At 53.8% G+C, this 18,293-nt stretch carries 14 protein-coding genes; 3 read left to right on the top strand and 11 right to left on the bottom strand.

From position 1 onward, the window contains the following. Nucleotides 1–67: 67 nt before the first annotated feature. From ABDK75_RS07730 to ABDK75_RS07705, 6 genes are read right to left on the bottom strand one after another with little or no spacing between them, the layout of a single operon-like run. Nucleotides 68–730 carry a phosphoribosyltransferase gene (locus ABDK75_RS07730; protein ID WP_346005452.1) on the bottom strand — a complete coding sequence of 221 codons (663 nt, stop codon included), beginning with the start codon at nt 728–730 and terminating at the stop codon, nt 68–70. Then, complete coding sequence (locus tag ABDK75_RS07725) at nt 727–1,989, bottom strand: amidohydrolase (RefSeq protein ID WP_346005451.1); 1,263 nt, start codon at nt 1,987–1,989, stop codon at nt 727–729. The genes ABDK75_RS07730 and ABDK75_RS07725 overlap by 4 nt, the downstream gene beginning before the upstream one ends. Next, complete coding sequence (locus ABDK75_RS07720) at nt 1,989–3,764, bottom strand: adenine deaminase C-terminal domain-containing protein (protein WP_346005450.1); 1,776 nt, start codon at nt 3,762–3,764, stop codon at nt 1,989–1,991. Before ABDK75_RS07720 ends, ABDK75_RS07725 begins: the two co-directional genes overlap by 1 nt. After that, complete coding sequence (locus tag ABDK75_RS07715; protein ID WP_346005448.1) at nt 3,757–4,833, bottom strand: nucleoside hydrolase; 1,077 nt, start codon at nt 4,831–4,833, stop codon at nt 3,757–3,759. Before ABDK75_RS07715 ends, ABDK75_RS07720 begins: the two co-directional genes overlap by 8 nt. A 13-nt stretch (nt 4,834–4,846) precedes the next feature. Beyond that, nucleotides 4,847–6,199, bottom strand: coding sequence for an NCS2 family permease (locus ABDK75_RS07710; protein WP_346005446.1), 1,353 nt, complete (start codon nt 6,197–6,199; stop codon nt 4,847–4,849). Nucleotides 6,200–6,203: 4 nt separating this feature from the next. Beyond that, nucleotides 6,204–8,555 carry a TonB-dependent receptor domain-containing protein gene (locus ABDK75_RS07705; protein WP_346005445.1) on the bottom strand — a complete coding sequence of 784 codons (2,352 nt, stop codon included), beginning with the start codon at nt 8,553–8,555 and terminating at the stop codon, nt 6,204–6,206. A 176-nt stretch (nt 8,556–8,731) separates the two neighbouring features. Here ABDK75_RS07705 and ABDK75_RS07700 point away from each other — a divergent pair, with 176 nt between their 5' ends. Continuing rightward, nucleotides 8,732–9,496, top strand: coding sequence for a GntR family transcriptional regulator (locus ABDK75_RS07700; RefSeq protein WP_211507851.1), 765 nt, complete (start codon nt 8,732–8,734; stop codon nt 9,494–9,496). 70 nt (nt 9,497–9,566) lie between these two features. Continuing rightward, nucleotides 9,567–10,211 (top strand): SCO family protein, encoded by a 645-nt coding sequence (locus ABDK75_RS07695; protein ID WP_346005444.1) that lies wholly within the window; start codon nt 9,567–9,569, stop codon nt 10,209–10,211. Here the strand turns inward: ABDK75_RS07695 and ABDK75_RS07690 are convergent. The 4 genes from ABDK75_RS07690 to ABDK75_RS07675 all read right to left on the bottom strand — a co-directional run bounded on the left by ABDK75_RS07690 (nt 10,182) and on the right by ABDK75_RS07675 (nt 15,730). Next, on the bottom strand, nt 10,182–11,546 hold the full coding sequence (locus tag ABDK75_RS07690; protein WP_346005443.1) for a PepSY domain-containing protein: 1,365 nt from the start codon (nt 11,544–11,546) through the stop codon (nt 10,182–10,184). The genes ABDK75_RS07695 and ABDK75_RS07690 overlap by 30 nt on opposite strands. Then, a complete protein-coding gene (locus ABDK75_RS07685; protein WP_346005442.1) occupies nt 11,546–13,885 on the bottom strand; it encodes a TonB-dependent receptor domain-containing protein in 2,340 nt (779 codons plus the stop codon). The genes ABDK75_RS07690 and ABDK75_RS07685 overlap by 1 nt, the downstream gene beginning before the upstream one ends. Before the next feature lie 71 nt (nt 13,886–13,956). Continuing rightward, nucleotides 13,957–14,343, bottom strand: coding sequence for a hypothetical protein (locus ABDK75_RS07680; protein WP_346005441.1), 387 nt, complete (start codon nt 14,341–14,343; stop codon nt 13,957–13,959). Nucleotides 14,344–14,401: 58 nt separating this feature from the next. Continuing rightward, nucleotides 14,402–15,730 carry an oligosaccharide flippase family protein gene (locus ABDK75_RS07675; RefSeq protein ID WP_346005440.1) on the bottom strand — a complete coding sequence of 443 codons (1,329 nt, stop codon included), beginning with the start codon at nt 15,728–15,730 and terminating at the stop codon, nt 14,402–14,404. Nucleotides 15,731–15,781: 51 nt separating this feature from the next. Between ABDK75_RS07675 and ABDK75_RS07670 the strand changes: the two genes are divergently transcribed. Next, nucleotides 15,782–16,894 carry a CDP-glycerol glycerophosphotransferase family protein gene (locus tag ABDK75_RS07670; protein ID WP_339407733.1) on the top strand — a complete coding sequence of 371 codons (1,113 nt, stop codon included), beginning with the start codon at nt 15,782–15,784 and terminating at the stop codon, nt 16,892–16,894. 9 nt (nt 16,895–16,903) lie between these two features. Here ABDK75_RS07670 and ABDK75_RS07665 read toward each other — a convergent pair whose 3' ends face one another. Continuing rightward, nucleotides 16,904–18,196 (bottom strand): NAD(P)/FAD-dependent oxidoreductase, encoded by a 1,293-nt coding sequence (locus ABDK75_RS07665; protein WP_099212942.1) that lies wholly within the window; start codon nt 18,194–18,196, stop codon nt 16,904–16,906. Nucleotides 18,197–18,293 lie beyond the last annotated feature (97 nt).

Raw genomic sequence — 18,293 nt, 5'->3', positions numbered from 1 at the left:
TTAGTATTGAATGCCGTGGGATCTGGAGTACTTCTTCAGATCCCACGGTTTTTTGGGAGAAGCTGCTCTAGGAAGCAGATTTCTGTTCAAGCCACCCATCTTGAACCCGCTCAAAGAGCGGAGACGAAAAGCAGCTTAGGACAGGAAAAGAAAAACGATCTATCCAGCGATTGCTTTGGGTCATGACACAAAGGGCTGCACAGGGGGACACTCCCGCCGCAGCAAGAACATACACGCCAGCCGCGAGTGATTGTCCGGTGCTGACCACGTCATCAACAATAATAATCTTTTGTGCTGACTTCAGAAGTGGCAGCAGATTGGGGTCCAGATAAAGATTTTTGACGTTATCCGGGCTGGTAATAGACGCAAGTGGCGCAGACAGCGCGTCGTCATACCAGAATTTTCGAGACGTGCTTAATGGAACGTATCGCGCCAACCCACATCCTCGGGCAACGGCGGCGGCCAGACCCAAGCCCAGGGTCGGCATGCCCACAATCAGATCTGGCTGCAGCGAACGAGCGATAGCCACCAGTTCACCACAGAGAACGTCCATGACTTCGAAGGATGTTTGGTTCACCAGAAGGGATGAGACTGCCTGGTCTTTGCTCGGAAGAACTCGCAGGGGAAGATCGAGGTGCCGATTTCCTATCTGAACTCTGTAGCGATCTGTGTATGGGGGCTTCAGCGCTACATCAGGAGCAAAAGTCTGCCAGAAAGAAAGCGTGCTCATGATGATAGCTCCACAAATCGAGAAAGCACCGTCACCGCTGTCTGCAGAACGGTTTCATCGAAATCAAACAGGCTGGCATGATGAGGAGCGGCAATATCGGAACCAAAAAGGCAATATCCAGCTTTGCCGCCCCGGTCCTGAACACGTTGCATCATGAACGTCGCGTCATCTCCGCCACCAATAGGCCAGCTTTGAACAATACTGCCGCCTTTGGTGAAGCAGACAGCGTCTCGCAAGCGTTCCATTATTTCCGGGTCAGAGGCGGCACTGATGGCAGTCCCGTAAACGTCGATTGTGGCTTCAACGCCCTGTGTCAGTGCTGCGCCCTGCAAGGTTCGCCTCGCGCTCGCAGTAAGGCGGCTAAGACCTTCATGAGTTGATGCCCGCAATTCGAGCTCGAGATAGGCATGGTCCGCAATGACGTTCCGCGTTCGGCCGGCCTGCAAAAGTCCCACGTTAATTCGCGTGTCCGACTGGCCATCCCGGGGCAGGGCATAGAGACCGGGAATGGCTATTGCCGCAGCGAGAAGGGCGTTAAGACCTTCTTCCGGACACATGGCCGCATGCGCAGCTTGCCCCGTGAAGGTTACGTTCCATTTTTCGGCCCAGAGAAAGCCGTCTGCTGTCAAAGCAATCTGCCCACTCGGTAACTGACAGCCGACATGGGTTGCGAGAAAAATGTCTACATCATCCAGAAGGCCGCTTGAGACTATAGGTTGCGCTCCTCGGCCACCTTCCTCTGCAGGCTGGAAAATAAGCCTGAGTGTTCCTTTCCATTCGGCATTGGGATGCGACAGTTTTTCCGCAACGGCCAAGCCAATTGCCGTATGGCCATCGTGCCCGCATGCGTGCATCCGACCTTCGCATTTGGATGCGAAGCCATCCACACCAGGGCGATGGTTCCCGGATGCGCTTTCGTGAACGGGGAGGGCATCCATGTCAAAGCGAAGGGCCAGAACGGGGCCTGCACCACGCTTGATTTCTCCACAGACAGCGGTCTGCCCATCTGGCATTTTTTCGAGCCAGTAAGGGGTGGCCCCATTTGCTAATGCTGCATTTTGGGCGGAATGAATATCCTCTTGCGGCGGCAGTCCACGTACGTCATCCATGCACATGATTTCGGGGCCTACTCTGACAGAATATCCCAGTTCTGTCAGACGCGCTGCGACGATCGAGGCAGTACGGTATTCCAGGAATGCCGTTTCAGGAAAGCTATGAAGATCGCGCCGCATGGCTGTGACTTCAGAGGGAAATGTCATCAAATGGTCTCCATGACCATGTTCGTGATGATTTCGCCTGTCATGCCGTCTGTAATGCCGAGATCTGTGACATGCGGTCCGGGATTACAGGCGAGGGATGCGCCTGTCACAAGTTTGATCATGGCCGTTGGGCCATCCCATGTTGTCGCTGCTGCGGCAGCATCACGTACTGCCGCGAATTGCTGACTGACAACATCCAGTTTTTCCGGAGATAGTAGGCCGCAGACGGGAAGTGGAACATGAGCGACAATTTGGCCATTTCGTGCAACGGCCATACCGCCGCCACTGGCTATAAGAGTATTGGCCACAAGCGCCATATCCTCGGGGTTTCGACCGAAAACTGCGAGGTTGTGGCTGTCATGTAGGATGGTCGTTCCGATTGTAGCTGACCAGTCTCCCCACCCTTCAAGAACTCCAAGCCCAGGGGCACTATTTTCTCCGTAACGATTGAAAACAGCCATCAGCGCAGTATCAGGCGGCAGCGTGATGTGACCGTCTTTCACATCGACGTCACGTTCTCCCCACTGGGTCGTCCGTGGAGTACGAACGGTCCGAATGCGGGCTTTGGAAGCGTCAGTTACGGGCACCTGAAAATCTTCAGATGTGACTAAAGAATGCTTCACGGTCTTGAGTGGGAGACCTGGAAGTTCGGCAGGAAGATCTGCCAGAAGTGTTCCGTGGGAGGCCGCATGGACGCCTGACGTGAACACTTCTAGCGGCGTGAAATCAGACAGGTTGTCAAAAATAACCAGATCAGCGCGGCGCCCAGCTGCCACCAAGCCGAGATCCCTACGTTCAAGGCGCATCGCTGCGTTAAGAGTGGCGCATCGCAGCACATCCAGCGGACGCATCCCGAGAGACACGAGGCATTTCAGGTGATGGACCATTCCGCCGCGGCGTGCCAGGTCATCCAGAAAGACATCGTCTGTGCAGAGGGTAACGGTCTGAGGAACGCAGCCCAGTTCCTGAAAAGCGGCAACGGCTTCAGGTAAAATATTTTCATGCGAAACACGCAGTTCCAGCGTCATGCCAGACCGGAGCTTTTCCAGGATATCGGCTTTGCTTGTCAGTTCGTGATCTGACTCAATGCCTGCCGCCATGAAAGCCTGAAGATCCTGGCCCTTGAGGTTCCGGGCATGACCACACACAAATTTTTCACTGCTAAGGCCAGCACTGACGATGCTGCTCATACGGGATGAGCCATTGATGACGCCGCGCATGTCCATCACCTCAGCAACGCCAATCACTTCGGGCCAGGACAGCATTTCTGTCATGGCCGTAGCGTCAAAGGCTGCCCCTGATCGTTCCAGCCCGGGCGCAGATGGAACACAGGAGGGAGCTTCAACCAAAATGCGCAGAGGCAGGCCTTTGGTGGCTTCAATAGCCCACCTGACCCCGGCCAGGCCGCTCACATTCCCGATTTCGTGCGGGTCCCAGCAAATGGTTGTTGTTCCCTGCGGAACTACGGTTTGCGCATAGACCCGGGGCGTGACCATCGAGCTCTCGATGTGCATGTGAGAGTCAATGAGGCCAGGCGCAATAACCGCGCCTGCGAGATCAAAAATTTTGAGAGCGTCGTGTCGTTGGCCAGTTGGATGGGTGCTGGCAATCAGTGGGCCCACTAATCCGACATCGGCGTCACGAAGCTCTCCGGTAGCCACATCAGCAATTTTTCCATTCCGGAGCAGAACATCAAATGGAGCTCGACCTGCTGCGGCATCCACCGCGCGTCTACGCAACTCAGGTGAGGTGAGAGGTACCGTTACATCAACCATGCGTATTCATCCGGTTGGCTGCATCGACAAACGTCTGAATGAAACGCGGCGTATCGACTGCTGTGACAATCTTGACGGGGCGCTCACCAATATGGGGGCGCGTGCTGTCAGGCCACACATGGGCATACCCGTAATTCGGGCCATGCGTCAGATCAACCGTCATGTAAGCCGTCACGCTTTGTGTAATCAGAGCGGGATCTACAGCGATCGCGGCAGCCAGTTCGTCCCACATGGGCTGCGGGTGGAAATAGTGCTTCAGGTAGTCTGACAGCGGTCCCGGACGCTGGGTCGCGCGATCGCGGATTTCTGGTGTCATACGAATGGGGTTGGCGACCGAACCCACGGAGATGACTTCCGGAAAGGGAGCTTCCAACGCGATGCTGGCGGCTTCCGGGTCAAACATGAAGTTAAAGTCCGTGTAGTAATCGGCGCTCTCTGTCACTTGGGAAAGATTGCCGTCCACGATGGCTCCCATGAAGACCAGCCTGCGGCAGAGCGAGGCGAAGTCAGGGTCAAGCTTGATGGCTAGAGCAATGTTTGTCATGGGACCAGCCGCAAGGACTGTGACCTCATGAGGATGTTCATGCACCTGTTTAATCAGGAAAAGTGCGGCAGTCTCCCGAGAGACAGCACGGGTCGGCTGTCCTTCTTTCAGGGCTTTGACTGGAGGCTGGAAATCAGGAGCATTCCCGCGCCATGCACCCTTCCATGGCATTTTCCCGTTGGATTTCTCCCATGCCAAAAGGCGTGGACGAGAATTAACCAACGGTTGGGTCGCACCCGGTACGACCGGGAGCTCTGCTGGAGCAGAGGCAACCTCCAGAAAGCGGGACAGATGGGCAACGGCCTCGTTTTCCCAGCCATCTCCTACGACAACCGTAAATCCTAGAAGTGTTATTTTATCTGGCTGACCCAGTAGGGGAATGACCGACTGGATATTTGTTCCGCCTGGTCCGGCAAAATCATTGTCGATAATGACGTAATTCGGAGCAGATGCAGCGTGCGCGTGAATAGGTGCCAAGGCGGAGAGGCCTGCCAGAAAAGCTGAAAGGCAAAGTCTGGGGAACATGGGAAATATCCTCTCAGCCATGGTGGCCGTGCATCTGGGCGGAAACGACGAAGAACATGATGAAAATTACGCAAAGCCCCCACACAACTGGCGAAACGGCTCGGCCCCGGCCTGTGGCGAGAGCCATGGTCGCGTAGGAAAAGGTCCCGATGGCCATGCCGTTGATGAGGTTGCCGGTCAGGAGGGCAATGATGAACGTCAAAGCAGCCGGAGCGCTTTCTTTGAGATCTGACAGGTCCAGATGGCGAACGCCCTGGAACATCATCATTCCCACCATAAGAAGCGATGGCGCTGTGGCCTGCGGCGGAATGATCATGAACAGGGGCCACAGGAAAAGTGCGGTGAAGAACCCTCCTGCTATCACCAATGCCGTCAGGCCTGTTCGGCCCCCGGCATGAACCCCTGTGATGGACTCTGAGTATACCGTTACGATGGACGTCCCCAGCATGGGGGCCAGAATACTGCCTGCTGCGTCCGTTATGAACGCCTCTCTGGCCCGCGGTATGCGACCGTCTTCGGACACCATTCCTGTAGCCGTTACAACGCCTAGCAGGTTGGCAAGCGTTCCAAAGAGTTCAGTGCACAGGAAAAAGAACAGCATCGGCAGCACGTAGAAAATGTGATGCAGAAGGTAGAGCGGCTCAAGCTGGAATGCTGTTTCATGAGGCCAGCGAGGCAGGGCAAAAATATGCTCTGGCCAGGTGGTGATCGTTCCACCTTTTCCGTTGGGTAGGAAGAGGCCCACAATCGTTAGCGCAATGATCGAAATGATCAGAGATCCCGGCACCCGTCTGGCAACCAAGACTGGCGTGAGAATAAACCCAGCCAGTGTCATGAGTACTTTAGGGCTGGTAATTGGGCCCATGGTGACGAACGTGGACGGGCTCGGCACGACAAACCCAGAGTTGCGCATTCCGATGAACATAATCACCAGACCGACCGCAACCTGAATACCGATCCGAAGGGTGTCAGGAATGTCGTGGGCAATACGCTCGCGGATACGCGTCAGGCTCATGACCATGAAAATCAGGCCGGTCAGGCAGACGAGGGCGAGGGCAGCCTGCCAGGGAACGCCCATCTGTTTGACCAGAATGATTGCAAAGACGACGTTTGATCCCATGGCGGGCGCCACACCAAGGGGCAGATTTGCGAAAAGGCCCATCAACGTCGTGCTGAAGACTGCAATCAGACATGTGGCACTCAGAACGCTTGCGCGGTCCATGCCAGCTTCTGCCATGATCATGGGATTGACTGCGACACAGTAGACCATGGCAGCGAAGGTTGTTAGGCCAGCGATGACCTCACGGCCAGCAGTTGTACCGCTGGCCGTGAGCCCGAAAAAACGATCCAGACGGGCTTGAAGCATCAGATCAAAGGTCAATCTTGGCCGTGACCAGAGCCGCAAAGCTTCCGGCGACGTAGTATGTCGGTGAACCCTGCGATGCGATGGTGCTGCCATAGATCCCACGTGCTGCGCGTGAGGATGCGGCGACCCCGGCGACGCCTGACAGGTATTTGTTATCGCCAACATTCATGAGGTTCAGCCTGATTTCCGGGTGTGTATGGAAGATCTTCGGAGCCCGATAGCCGAAGTTCATGTCTGCGTTGACATACCCTGGCATGGCCTGGTCATTCATGAAAGTTGAGAACTGTCGGCCTACATACTTGACGGCAAAGCCTGCGAAATATGTGCCGTCATCATAATCCAGCCCGACGGAAGCCTGCACATTTGGGCTACGCACGGCAGTTTTTCCCGCAGTTGGCAGGTAATCCGATCCGACCTGATAGTTGTTATCGATCGTCGCGTGCAGATATTCCGCCGAGACATATGGCCGCAGATGATGCCACGGGCGCAATCCAAGTTCGATGTCTACACCGCGTGACGTCTGGCCGCCCGCGTTGATGTTCTGAGTGATCTGCGCATTGTTAATCGTAACCTGCGTAGAAACCTGGCGGTTGGTGAAGTTGTAATTGAAGAAGGTGATAGACCCACTCAGGATATCACCCTGATAACGGTATCCCAGCTCTTCCGAGATCGAATACTCAGTCTTCTGGGCTGGGTTCGCCTGCGTCGCCACTTTGCCCGTCGATGCACTGTACGTGTTGTAAAGCGCATTTAACGTCGGTGTGCGGAAATTGGTCGCGACATCCGCGAAGATCTGGTTGTGACTGTCGATGCGATAACGAGCGCCAAGGTTTGGCGTTGCGACTGCCGCGTTCATGCTGGTGCGATACTGCGCGCCGGGGAGATAGTTGTAACCAATACGGGTTACCATGGACTCCTTGATCCCCGCTTCAACGCGCAAACGGTTATGCAGCGCGTTGAACGTGTCGCCGAAGAACAAGGTGTTGACGCGGGTGATGGTCAGGTTGTCATAGCTGGCAAGACGCGTGCCATCGGACAGCTTCACATTCCCCAGATATCCCCAGACATTCGCCGGGCCACCATTTTCTCCCACCGCGCTGTAGGGATTGACCATGCGCTGTCTGGACCAGTCAAACCAGTATCCAAAGACAAGAGTATGCTTGCCCACCGTATAATGCACTTTGGAAACAAGTCCCGGACGATAGACGTAAGGCGTGCCGAATGGCGTATACATCATCACCTTGTCATTGGTGGTGCCGTTACCATTAAGGTCAATGCTGTATTTCTGCGTGCCGGAATAGATGGCGTTCTCAGACAGAAGAGATGCTGAGGCGATCGTGCCTGAGTTCCAGTAAAAATATGGGGTAAAGTCAAAGCCAAGCTTGTCATTAACCACAATATTCTGCGGCGCACTCAGGATCAGGACCCGATATGGGCTCTGATGGAGTTTCCAGTATTTGGTGTCGGTCGGTGAAAAATCTTCGGTGTAGTTGGCACCACGCCCATACTGCTGCCAGGCAGACAGGGAAGGGCTCAGATAAGCAACTTTCATGGAATCATCGAATGTCAGCGCCATGGTGCTGCGGCTTCCATTGACCCAGTCTTTGACCAGTTTTGCATCAATGTGCTGCTTGTGATCGTCACCGGCGCCGCGGAAGTGCGGTTCTTCAAGATGAGACCAGGCCACAAAAGCCCGCATCCCAGTGTTGCCAATGTCACCGCTCTGAAGCCGGACATATTCGCGGTGCGTATTGTAGGAGCCGAACGAGCCCGCAATCGTCGCACCCATTTTGTGTGACGGATCGATCAGGTTCATCGTCACGATCCCCCCAGATGCACCAATGACCGGGGAGTCCAGATTGGCGGAGCCCTGCTGCATCGTCACTTCATTGAGGTTCTCGGAATCTACCCATTCTGTTGGGAACGCCATGTAAGACCCGATGTCGTTCAGAGGCGCGCCTTCAACAGTGAAGCCGATCTGGTCACTGTTCATGCCACGGATCGTCATGTTGCCGCTGACCATGCCAAAGGGGTCAGCGCTTGCGACATTGGCGCCTGGCAAGTTACCCAGCAGTTTGAAGACGTTGGGAGTAGGAGCCTGCTTGGCGATATAGGCCTGCGTGATCTCGCTGCGTGATTTCGTGCCGTTCTGAGGAACCATGCGGCCACCAGCAACGGACTCTGCCGCCACCCGGATGACTTCAGGCCGGGAAGGAGCGGCTTTTACAGTCTTGCGCGTGGCTGGAGAATGGCGCTTCTCCCCGTCGTGTTTTGTATCTGCAACAGGAGCAGCGTAGGCTGCAACATAGAACATGTTGCCGATAAGGGCTGTACTCAGGAAGGTTGAAGCACGCATGGAAGAAGCTCTCAAACACTGCGGAGACGCCGGAAAGGCACGAAAATCCTGCAGACTGGCCACAAAACAGTGACTGAATCGGCAAAGACGTATTAGGTTGTTATAAGACGTCTTGGTATCGGGTTTTGATGCGCTCTTCAATCCAAAAGTGAAACGTTTTCTGGAATTTTTTCTCTATGCGTAACGCCGTCTTCTCGTCAGCCCTCGATACGAATGGCCCGACGCCGCTTTATCTTCAGGTCGGGCATCATATTTCCGGGCTGATTGGCAAGGACAGCCGTTTCATGGAGCGGCTTCCGTCCGAGGCTGAGCTGTGTCTGATGTATGGCGTAAGTCGCATCACCATTCGGCAGGCGTTATCCTATCTTGCGGAGAGGGATGTTGTTGTCCGCCAGCACGGGCGCGGGACTTTTGTGGGGGCCTTGCATCGTCCAGGACGCCAGAAAACCATCCATTCCTTTTTCGAAATTCTGGCTGGCAAAGGCTTAAGCCCCGAGATGACGCTTCTGGACTATCAGATGCGTCGCCCCCCAGAAGAGGTTGCCTCGGCTTTGTCGGTCAATGACGAGACATTGTTCATCCGGCGCGGCTATCGTTCGGACGAAGGACCTCTGGGCGTGACAGAAGTCTTCTATCCGGGACGGCTTGCGCCACTCGTAACGCCAGAACTCGCAGCTTCCCTGACATCGACAGCAATCCTGCGGGATATTTTTAAGTTCCAGATTGCTCATGCAGACATTTCCATCGGTCTGTCTTACGCGTCTCCGGATGTCGCTCAATGGCTCGATGTTTCCGAGAAATCCGCGCTGATGCGTATCAAGCGTGTGACAACATGCCTCGGAGAAGGTGCCTGTGAATATAGCCGACTGCTCGTGACGGAAGGGACTGCGGATTTTCGTATCGGTGCGGATGGTGAGATGATGAGCGAAGGCGTGCTGTGAGGGCAGGCCGAGGTCTGCCGCGTAACAAACATGTTGTGCATAGCGCATTGGCATTTGCTATGAATGCCCCATGAAACGGCGTCCGACCCGCAAGAAAATTCCTGCCAAGAGAGCTGCCGCCCCTTTGCGGCAGGACAGAAAAGCTCTTGTGCTGATTGTCAGCATTACGTTTGCGTTGCTAGCGGGCGCTACAGCATTTAGGATCTTTCTGACCTCACATCATACTATAGCAGTTGGCGGCCCTTACGCATTGATTGACGGGCAAGGACGCCCCGTTAGTCAGTCAGATTTTGCAGGACGTTATACCCTGATTTATTTTGGCTACACGCACTGTGTAGATGTCTGCCCTTTGACGCTTGAAACAGTTTCGTCAGCTCTCGATGAGCTCAGCGTGCTGGGTAAATCTGTAACTCCCATTTTCATCTCCGTTGATCCGACACGCGATACCCCGAAAGTCGTTGAGGATTACGTAGAGAATTTTTCTCCCAGGATCATCGGGCTGACAGGCACGGCTGCGCAGATTCAGCCTGTTATGGAAGCCTTTCACGTAAAGATGCAGCATCATTCTGGCATGGGGCCTGAATACCTGATTGACCACAGCTCGTTGCTCTACCTGATGGACGGTCGGAACCATCTGATCGGGATGATACCCGTTGATTCCAGCGCACATCAGATAGCGACAGATTTAAAGCGTCTCTTGCCTGCTCCCTCGTGATGCTTTCAAACGCGAGAGCTTTCCAGCCACTGCTATGCAGATCAGAGATATGCCCAACTCGGGTAACAGAATGCCAAGGATGCAAAGCACCCCGATCGCAATTAGACCCATTCTAGACGATGGAAGAACGGGCGGTGCTCCAAATTTCCCCTCGGGCCGACGTTTGAACCACAGGACCGTTGCGGCACAACTCATCAGCAGGAGGCCGAGGGCGACTAGAAGGTTGAGCAACTGGTTTGCCCAACCGAACAGATGCCCCTCATGCGCCGCAACACCATATCCTATGGCACGGTCAATGGCTGCCTTCCGGGAGAAAGGTTCTCTCGCAATAATATGCCCGTCTCCCATCACTTTCACACTTTCCCTGAGGGGCCGGTTCTGGGCGTCGGATCTAACGGTCCATACATCGTCAGATCCTGCGGGGGACGTGATAAGAACAGGAGCAGCAAGGGACAGCTTTTCTGCTGTGCGGGAAACATTATTCAGGCCGTCCAAGTTCACCTGTGACGGCATATCCTCTGACATGTCCATTCCGGGCATGTCTTCATGATGTGAGATCATTGGGTGACCGGCTATCGTCTCTTGGGCCGGCACCGCTCCAATTTCCCAGTCTTTCACTGATGTGATGTGGCCGACAGTATTCTCGGCAGAAAGAAGGACATGTCCCCAGACATAAGACCAGGGAAGGCCCGATATCAGAAACAGTGTCAGCACGATGGAAACCCAGACGCCTGTCACAGCATGCAGATCCCTCCAGCGTGCCCGCCCGGTCTGATGAAGGCGCGGATAGAGCACGCCAGCCAAGCCGCGTTGATTTCTCGGCCACCATAACCAGAGGCCCGATACCACAAGCACGATCGTCCATGATGCAACCATCTCCATGATAACTGAGCCCAGATTGCCCAGTAAAAGCTGCCCATGGAGTTTGAAAACCAATCGCTCAAACCGATCCTCTTCGAGCACGGTTTTCAGGACGGCATGGTGGTTCCGTTCCACATAAACTCGCACGGCCTCACCATCGGCACGATTGACCAGAATGCGGGCAGCACTGTGTGGGGATGTAGGAAGTTCGTATGCGAGAAAACTGCCGCCGGGCACAGCTTTCAGAGCAGAAGTGACGTCCTCATGAGGCGATGAGGCTATTGCTGCTGGAAGGTGATCGTATTTCCAGTCAATCCATCCTTCAATTTGTGGTTTGAACAGGTAAATGCTTCCTGTGAGACACAAAAGAGCGACAAAGGGCAGACAAAACAGTCCCGCAAAGAAATGCCATCGCCATACCGTAAGGTGGTCTGGCCCAAGGGAAGCCAGATAATGTTTTATATTCGTGCGCATCACAGTTTTATCCGTAAGCCGCCGAAATATGCCCGGGGGGAGCCCGCATAAATCGATCCAGTGCTATTCATCAGTGTGGCTGCCGTCGCTTCTTGCCCGTTTGCCTGCAACTGATCGCTGATATTCGTGGCGCCTGACACATAGGTCTGGTTCGTGACGTTCTGTACTTCGAAATACCAGTGCAGGCGATGCGCCCACCCCATCCGCGCGGGGGGATCGTAATGCATCTCCAGATTTAGAAGGGCATATCCGAGCGCTTTCAGGCGGTTGGCATTGTCTAGCCAATAGGCATCACGCCAGGTGACTTCTGCATATCCCCCAACGCCCTCTAAAGGGCCAGAAGGCTGATCGTAAAGGAAACGGGCATTCAGGAAGTTGGGAATGACGCCCGGGATGTATTTTCCACTCCGGCTGAAACGCTTTGAGGCAGTGCTATTGGAAAGAACTTCCGTATATTTTGTGTAGACCTGATTATCATAGGTATAGTTGAGCGAGATCCGTCCACCGGGCAGGGTATGGGGAAGAGGCTTCCAGTCAGCACCCAAAACAATACCGCGATGCTGTGAGGCAGGAGCGTTGAATGTGTAGGCCCCAACGGCGTTGACGCCTGCAGACTGATTGACGAGTTCATTGTTGTAAAACTCGTAAAATCCCGTGACCTGAAGATGTGTTGTGGCTGTGGGGTGCCAGTCCGCGCCGAGGTCAACTCCGACACTCGTCTGGCTCTTTAGTTGCGTATTATTTCCATATTGCCCTTGGGGCGTGATGAAGAAATTGGAAGATGACGGTGTGCCATAAGCCGTGCCAACGCGTGTATGGAAAGTCCAGTGTTCGCTCGGATCATAAATCAGAGCACCTTCAGGCGCGAGATTGAAGTAGAACCGGTTGGCGGTGACGTATTGGCTGTTCATGCCAGATGCTGAATATCCGTATAACGTCTCAGTGGCACCGATATCTGAGTATGTACCTCCTAGTCCAACAACAGCATGCCAACCGGGCGCAAAGTGCCAGTCTTCCTGGAAACGTGCGCCGATATTTGATTGATGTCCGTAGGAAGCAGAACTCATGGCACCTCGCGTGGCACCGCCTAACGGCATGATGTTGTACGTCTGATATCCGTAGTCGAGATAATCAAAACTCAGTCCGCCGAATGTATCGAGAGATGTTGCCCCGATCCGGGCGTGATTGGTAACGTCGCTGCTGACGTTATACGAGTTGTAGGGGCCTACGAAAGACGTTGGTGAGGTGGGTTGGTCTACGTGGCGCTGATCGTATGTGAACTGGTTGCGCCAGGTCGTCTGCTCATTAAAATCATGCTCCCAACGGAGGCCTGTAACGGTACGGCGATCAAAGCGACCCAGACCAGCAGCCTCGGGACTCATGGCAACTTTGCCGCCATACCGACCATTAACCAGCAGGTTCACAGAAGCGCACCCAGCGCGGGAATTGGATGTATTGTAACATCCATTCTGATAAGGATTTGCGTGATACTGGTTCAAAGACAGGCGAACAGGTAGGGACGCGTCTGTCACGTTGTTGACGAACTTCAGGATGAGACGGTCTGAAGATGTCAGATTGACCCGAAGTCGGACGTTTTCTGTTGACGTATTGTAGCGACTGTTAGCGATAGACCCATTTCCACGGACATCGCTCGCGAATACCATAAGGTCATAACGCTGGTTTCCAAGTCCGAGCGTCGCGTAGTTGTTAAACATACCGAAGCTGCCGAAATCCGATCCTAATTCCAGCCCGTGGATGTCCGTGCCCTTGCGGGTTCGGAAATTGATTGCACCATTGATCGCATAATTTCCGTAAAGGGTAGACGCCGGCCCTTCAAACACGTCCATCCCCTGATAAGCATGAGGGTCAATCAGATCGGCTCTTGCTGTGCCGTCTGGTTGCGTCATGGGAAAGCCGTCTTCCAGCACCTGCAGGTTTTTTAGCCCATAGGATTGCCGATCTCCCGACCCGCGGACAGAAACGACTGTATCACGCGGCCCATTGCCTTGGGTGAAACTGACGCCTGGAATGGTAACCACCATGTCCGCGACGCTTTGTCCCACCTGATTACCAAAATTGCTTCGGTCTGAACTGTAAGTCGTCTGCCCGGCCGGATGGCTTGTCGCCGGCGCATGATTGGCTGCCGTGACGGTAATAACTTCAGGTTTGGTAAGAGGTGAGGATTGTTTAGGAAGAGATTGAGGTTTGCGGCGATTGTCTTTGAGAGACGTACCTCTCTCATGCCGGAGGGGGGCAGACATGGCAGGAGAGAAGCAGAGGACGGCGCAGGTCATCACGCCTGCAAGCAGGTGGGAAGAGCGATACATAGAGTGAGGCATTGGTCTGAACCTGGATAGACAGCACGAAAACCCGCGTGCGTGTTGCAGGCGAGTGGCTTTTGCAGTTCAGATCAGAAGGGAGGGCCCTGGGGGCATTGAGAGGTGCGTTCGGGAGTAGGTGGCCCGCGAATTGGCGCAAACATCCAGACGCGGTGAACGAACGCCATGCTCAACGCTACGAGCGTGCAGAAAGCGATTGTTAGCTGGAAAAGATCCAGAGCATCAGACAGCAGGAACGCATCGTCCTGTTGATTGTTCTGATGATGATGTGTGCCTGGATCGGACGAGGCATCCTGCGGCGCACAGAAAATGCTTAATTTTTTGAGTTCGTTTAAGGAATCGTCAACGACTGACGAGGTCGTTACAAGGCTACCAAACGTCAGCCGTGCCAATAAGGCAAGCAGCACCAAGGGCCAAAAGCCCAATAGATATGCTGAGTTCCTGATCCGGCGATCCATACCGGATGTGCTACTCTCTCTTTCCCGCTCTGACCAGATGGCTGAGTAAGATTTCCGTTCAAGGCCTGTCGGTGAGCGTATCAGAGAGTTTCTGGGCCTTTGCCAGCGCCTTTCTGGTTGTAATGGCAGAAAGCCCAAGGCCAAGAATTGCTGAAGCTACCATGCCCAAGGCGGCGCCCATAGTGCCAAGATATGGCATCAGAACAGCAAGCGTTGCGAACAAAACCCCTGTTCGGGCAATGCGAACCTGAAGTGCCCGGCCTGCGTGGCCAGTCGCAATAAGGGCTGGTTCAAAGCTTACGCCTATAAGGTCCAGGGAGGCGGCAATGCCAAGGATCACGAGTAAAGGGAACGCCGTTAAATAAGCATGTCCGGCCACTAACTGAAGAACCGGACGCCCCCCGGCCGCAAGAGCTACCGCGATAACCACCGTTACGACGATTGCGAGACCAGTCGAACGGCGAAGTAATAGTCTTATATTATCAGCTTCCTGACTGGCATGAGCACGGGCAAGCTCTGGCAATACCGCTCGGGAGAACATTTCTGATACGCGGACAAGTGCCTGGCTGAGCTGATAAGCCAAGCGGTAATGGCCTGCGTCAGTGGCACCTGTAAAAATACCGACAAGCAGTAATACGATATTATTGCAGCCTGTCCCGATGATTGAATTCAGATTAGTAAGCCATGTGAAACGCCAAATCCCCGGGTTCTCTCGCGGGGCTTGCCACCCTTGCCGGAGATCACTCATGCGAAGAGATCGTGGCATGGTCCGCAAGACGCACACCCAGTAAGCGACTGCTGTTATAATATCGGCGATAGCCCAGGCGATAAGAAAGCCTGTTACCGTTGGATGCCACAAGGTTGCAGCAATCGCACCAATAAACCGTGCGATCGGGGTAACAGCATCAGCCATGGCTCCTACACCGAAACGGTCGTGCAGCCGCAGCAGACCAACAGCGGTGGACCGGACTGACAGTAGGATAACAAAGCAGAACGCAAGTGCGGCATTGGACAGGGCATTGGACCAACCAAGCAGCGGGCCCAAAAGAGTAACCCCGCCCCATGAAATGAGGCATCCGGCTATGCCCCCAGACACATCAAGGCCGATACAGAACCCTGTAAGGCGCGAAAGGGCGCTTTCATCCTGTGCCGTTACGTGACGCACGCCATACCGGATAATAATTTGCCACGTCTGAAAACTGACGAACGCAGCGATGGCCTGGGCTGTGCTGAACACGAGGGTGAACTGGCCAAAACCTTCGCTCTTCAGCGTTCGAACGGCCAGTCCCAGATAAATCAGACTCAGAACTGCGCCAACGCCTTTGCCTGCCAGGAGCCATGCAAGATTTGACAGCGTACGTTTCAGTAATCCGTTTTCTCGTGGCATGGTATTCAATGGTGCTTGCTTACCAAATGAGAGAAAACTATATATTTAGACATGAAGAACGTTGCATTTCTGTACATTGCTGAATCTTATCAGTGTTATCACGCTGCGGCAATTGCGCTGGAATTAGCTCAATCTGATAAAGTCAATATTACAAACTTTTACAACGATCCGGAAACACCTTATCACCTAGAAAGAGTTCGTTACGCGGCTGGAGCTCCTGAAATGGAGTATCGGCCACTTCGTCGATCGTTGCCGACTGCTGCGATGCAGTCCATCCGTATCTTGGGAATGTTCAAGGATATGGTGCTGCGCGATAATGCTGCGGAGCTGGATCGATACGATGCCATTGTAACGGTTGAGGATACTGTTGCATCCGCGAGGCGACTTGGCATTTCGTCTCCTCAATTGATCTATATTCCACATGGCTGCGGTGATCGCGCGCGTGGCTTCACCAGCGAAGTCAAAGCATTTGATCATGTTCTTCTGTCGGGCCAAAAATCGGCTCAAAGAATGCTGGAAAACGCGCTGATCAAGCCTGAAAATCATTCAGTGATCGGATCAGTCAAGCTTGAGACCTGCAAGCTCTTTCCCGATGTAACACGGTTCTTTTCTATTCAACGCCCAACGGTGCTTTACAATGCTCATAAGGCGAGGGGGCTGTCATCCTGGAAACGGTTTATTGAGCCTCTGCTTGAGCAGTTTTCCAAGCAGTCTGATTTTAATTTGATTGTTGCACCGCATACAAAGATGTTCAGGCGGCGCAGACAATTAGTTCGAGATAGCTGGAACGGGCGAAGCAATTCTCAAATATTAATCGACACCGGATCTGAGCGGTGTGTCGATATGACGTACACATCTGCCGCTGATATTTACGTAGGGGATGTGAGTAGTCAGGTTTACGAATTTTTGGAGACGCCTCGGCCGTGCGTTTTCCTGAATGCTCATCAGATTGATTGGCGAAACAATCCTGATTTTGCGCACTGGCACTTCGGAGATGTCGTTGATGATCCTAGAGATCTTCTAAATGTCATCCGCGCCGCGCCCGAACGCCATAGACTGTACCGTGACCGACAAAAAGAAATGGCTGATAAGTCGCTTGGTGATCGTTCTCCGGGGGCAGCGCGTCGTGGCGCAAATGTTATCCGGGGGCTCTTGAACCGCTAATGGCGGCGTTTAGTCCAGTCGCACAGAAGGTCGTACGAAACCCTCCACCCAATCCGAATAACAAGAGATCAGACCGCGATAGAGGCCAAAAATTTCGACTTGATGCTTTCTGTAGAGCATCAGGTGTCCAAGCCTCGCTGATAAACCATGAGACACGCCGCCACCCCACACGGTGCCTCCGGGGAGGGCTGCCCAGCCGTTGTATTTGCCCAGGGCAACAATGGCGCCCTTATTATGGAAAATACAGGCTGGAACCTTCTGACCCTTCTCGATCCAGGCAGGCAGGTAACGTGCGAGATGCCGAGCCTGCTGTCGGGCAACCTGCGCGGTTGCGGGAAGGGGATCATTCTCAATGAATGAGCAGTCTCCCATGGCAAAGATCCTGTCATCTGCAATTGAAGACAGGTTGGGATTGACCAGAATTTGCCCAGTTTTGTTTAAAGCAAGGCCGCCATAAGTTGTCGTAACTTCAGGAGCCTTTACACCTGCAGCCCAGACCCGAAGCTTTGCCGAGACTTGAGAGCCGTCCTTCAGGATGAAACCTGTTGAGTTGGCCCCCGCGACACGTGCTGATGTTCGAACCGTTACCCCAATCCGTTCCAGTTCCTGTTGGGCGGCTGCGGACACTGATTCCGGAAAGGCCGGGAGAATACGTGGCCCTGACTGGAGGAGAGTGACACGCAGTTTTGGTGGCGGTTTGCCAAAAGCATGGAGGTTATAAGGCCCGACTATTTCGAGCGCCTTGTGTAATTCTGCGGCGAGTTGGGTGCCCGTTGCTCCGCCGCCAACAATTGCAATATCCAGTTCCGAATTATTCGCGAATGATCGTAGAAGCTCCATTCGGAATTTTTCATTGAAAGCATTTGCTTCGACCAGATTATCAATGGAAAGACAATGTTCCTTGACGCCTGGTGTGCCGAAATCATTGGCGCAACTGCCAATAGCGATGACTATGGTGTCATACTTAATGGTTCGGCTTTCCAATACCACCGTCCCATCGGAAGCATGAAGAGGGCTGAGGACAACTTCATGCTTTTCTCGATCAAGTGATACAACTTCTCCAGGCCAGAACTCGAAATGATGGCCGCTGGCCTGAGTGATGAAATTGATACGGTCGTTTTCGTTTCCCACCGTGCCTGACGCAAAGCAGTGGAGCATTGGTTTCCAAACATGGGAAAAGCTTTTGTCGATCAGCGTGATGCGGGCTTTTCCCGGTTTTCCCATGGCTTTTCCAAGCCGCGTCGCGAGGGCTAGGCCTGCAACGCCACCACCAACAATCAGAATTTCAGATTTAGACGCCATTGATTTTCTCGCCCCCTTTATAGGAGTCAGGCACAAGGAAGTGATACAGAACATTTCCGGCAAGAGTAGAAGCCGGATGAACTGGCCACGAACGTTG

This window comes from Gluconobacter sp. OJA (genome assembly GCF_039638325.1).
In the GTDB taxonomy this organism is placed as follows: Bacteria; Pseudomonadota; Alphaproteobacteria; order Acetobacterales; family Acetobacteraceae; genus Gluconobacter; species Gluconobacter cerinus.
Note: the sequence above shows the minus strand (reverse complement) of the source record. Positions and strands in the feature narration are given on the sequence as shown.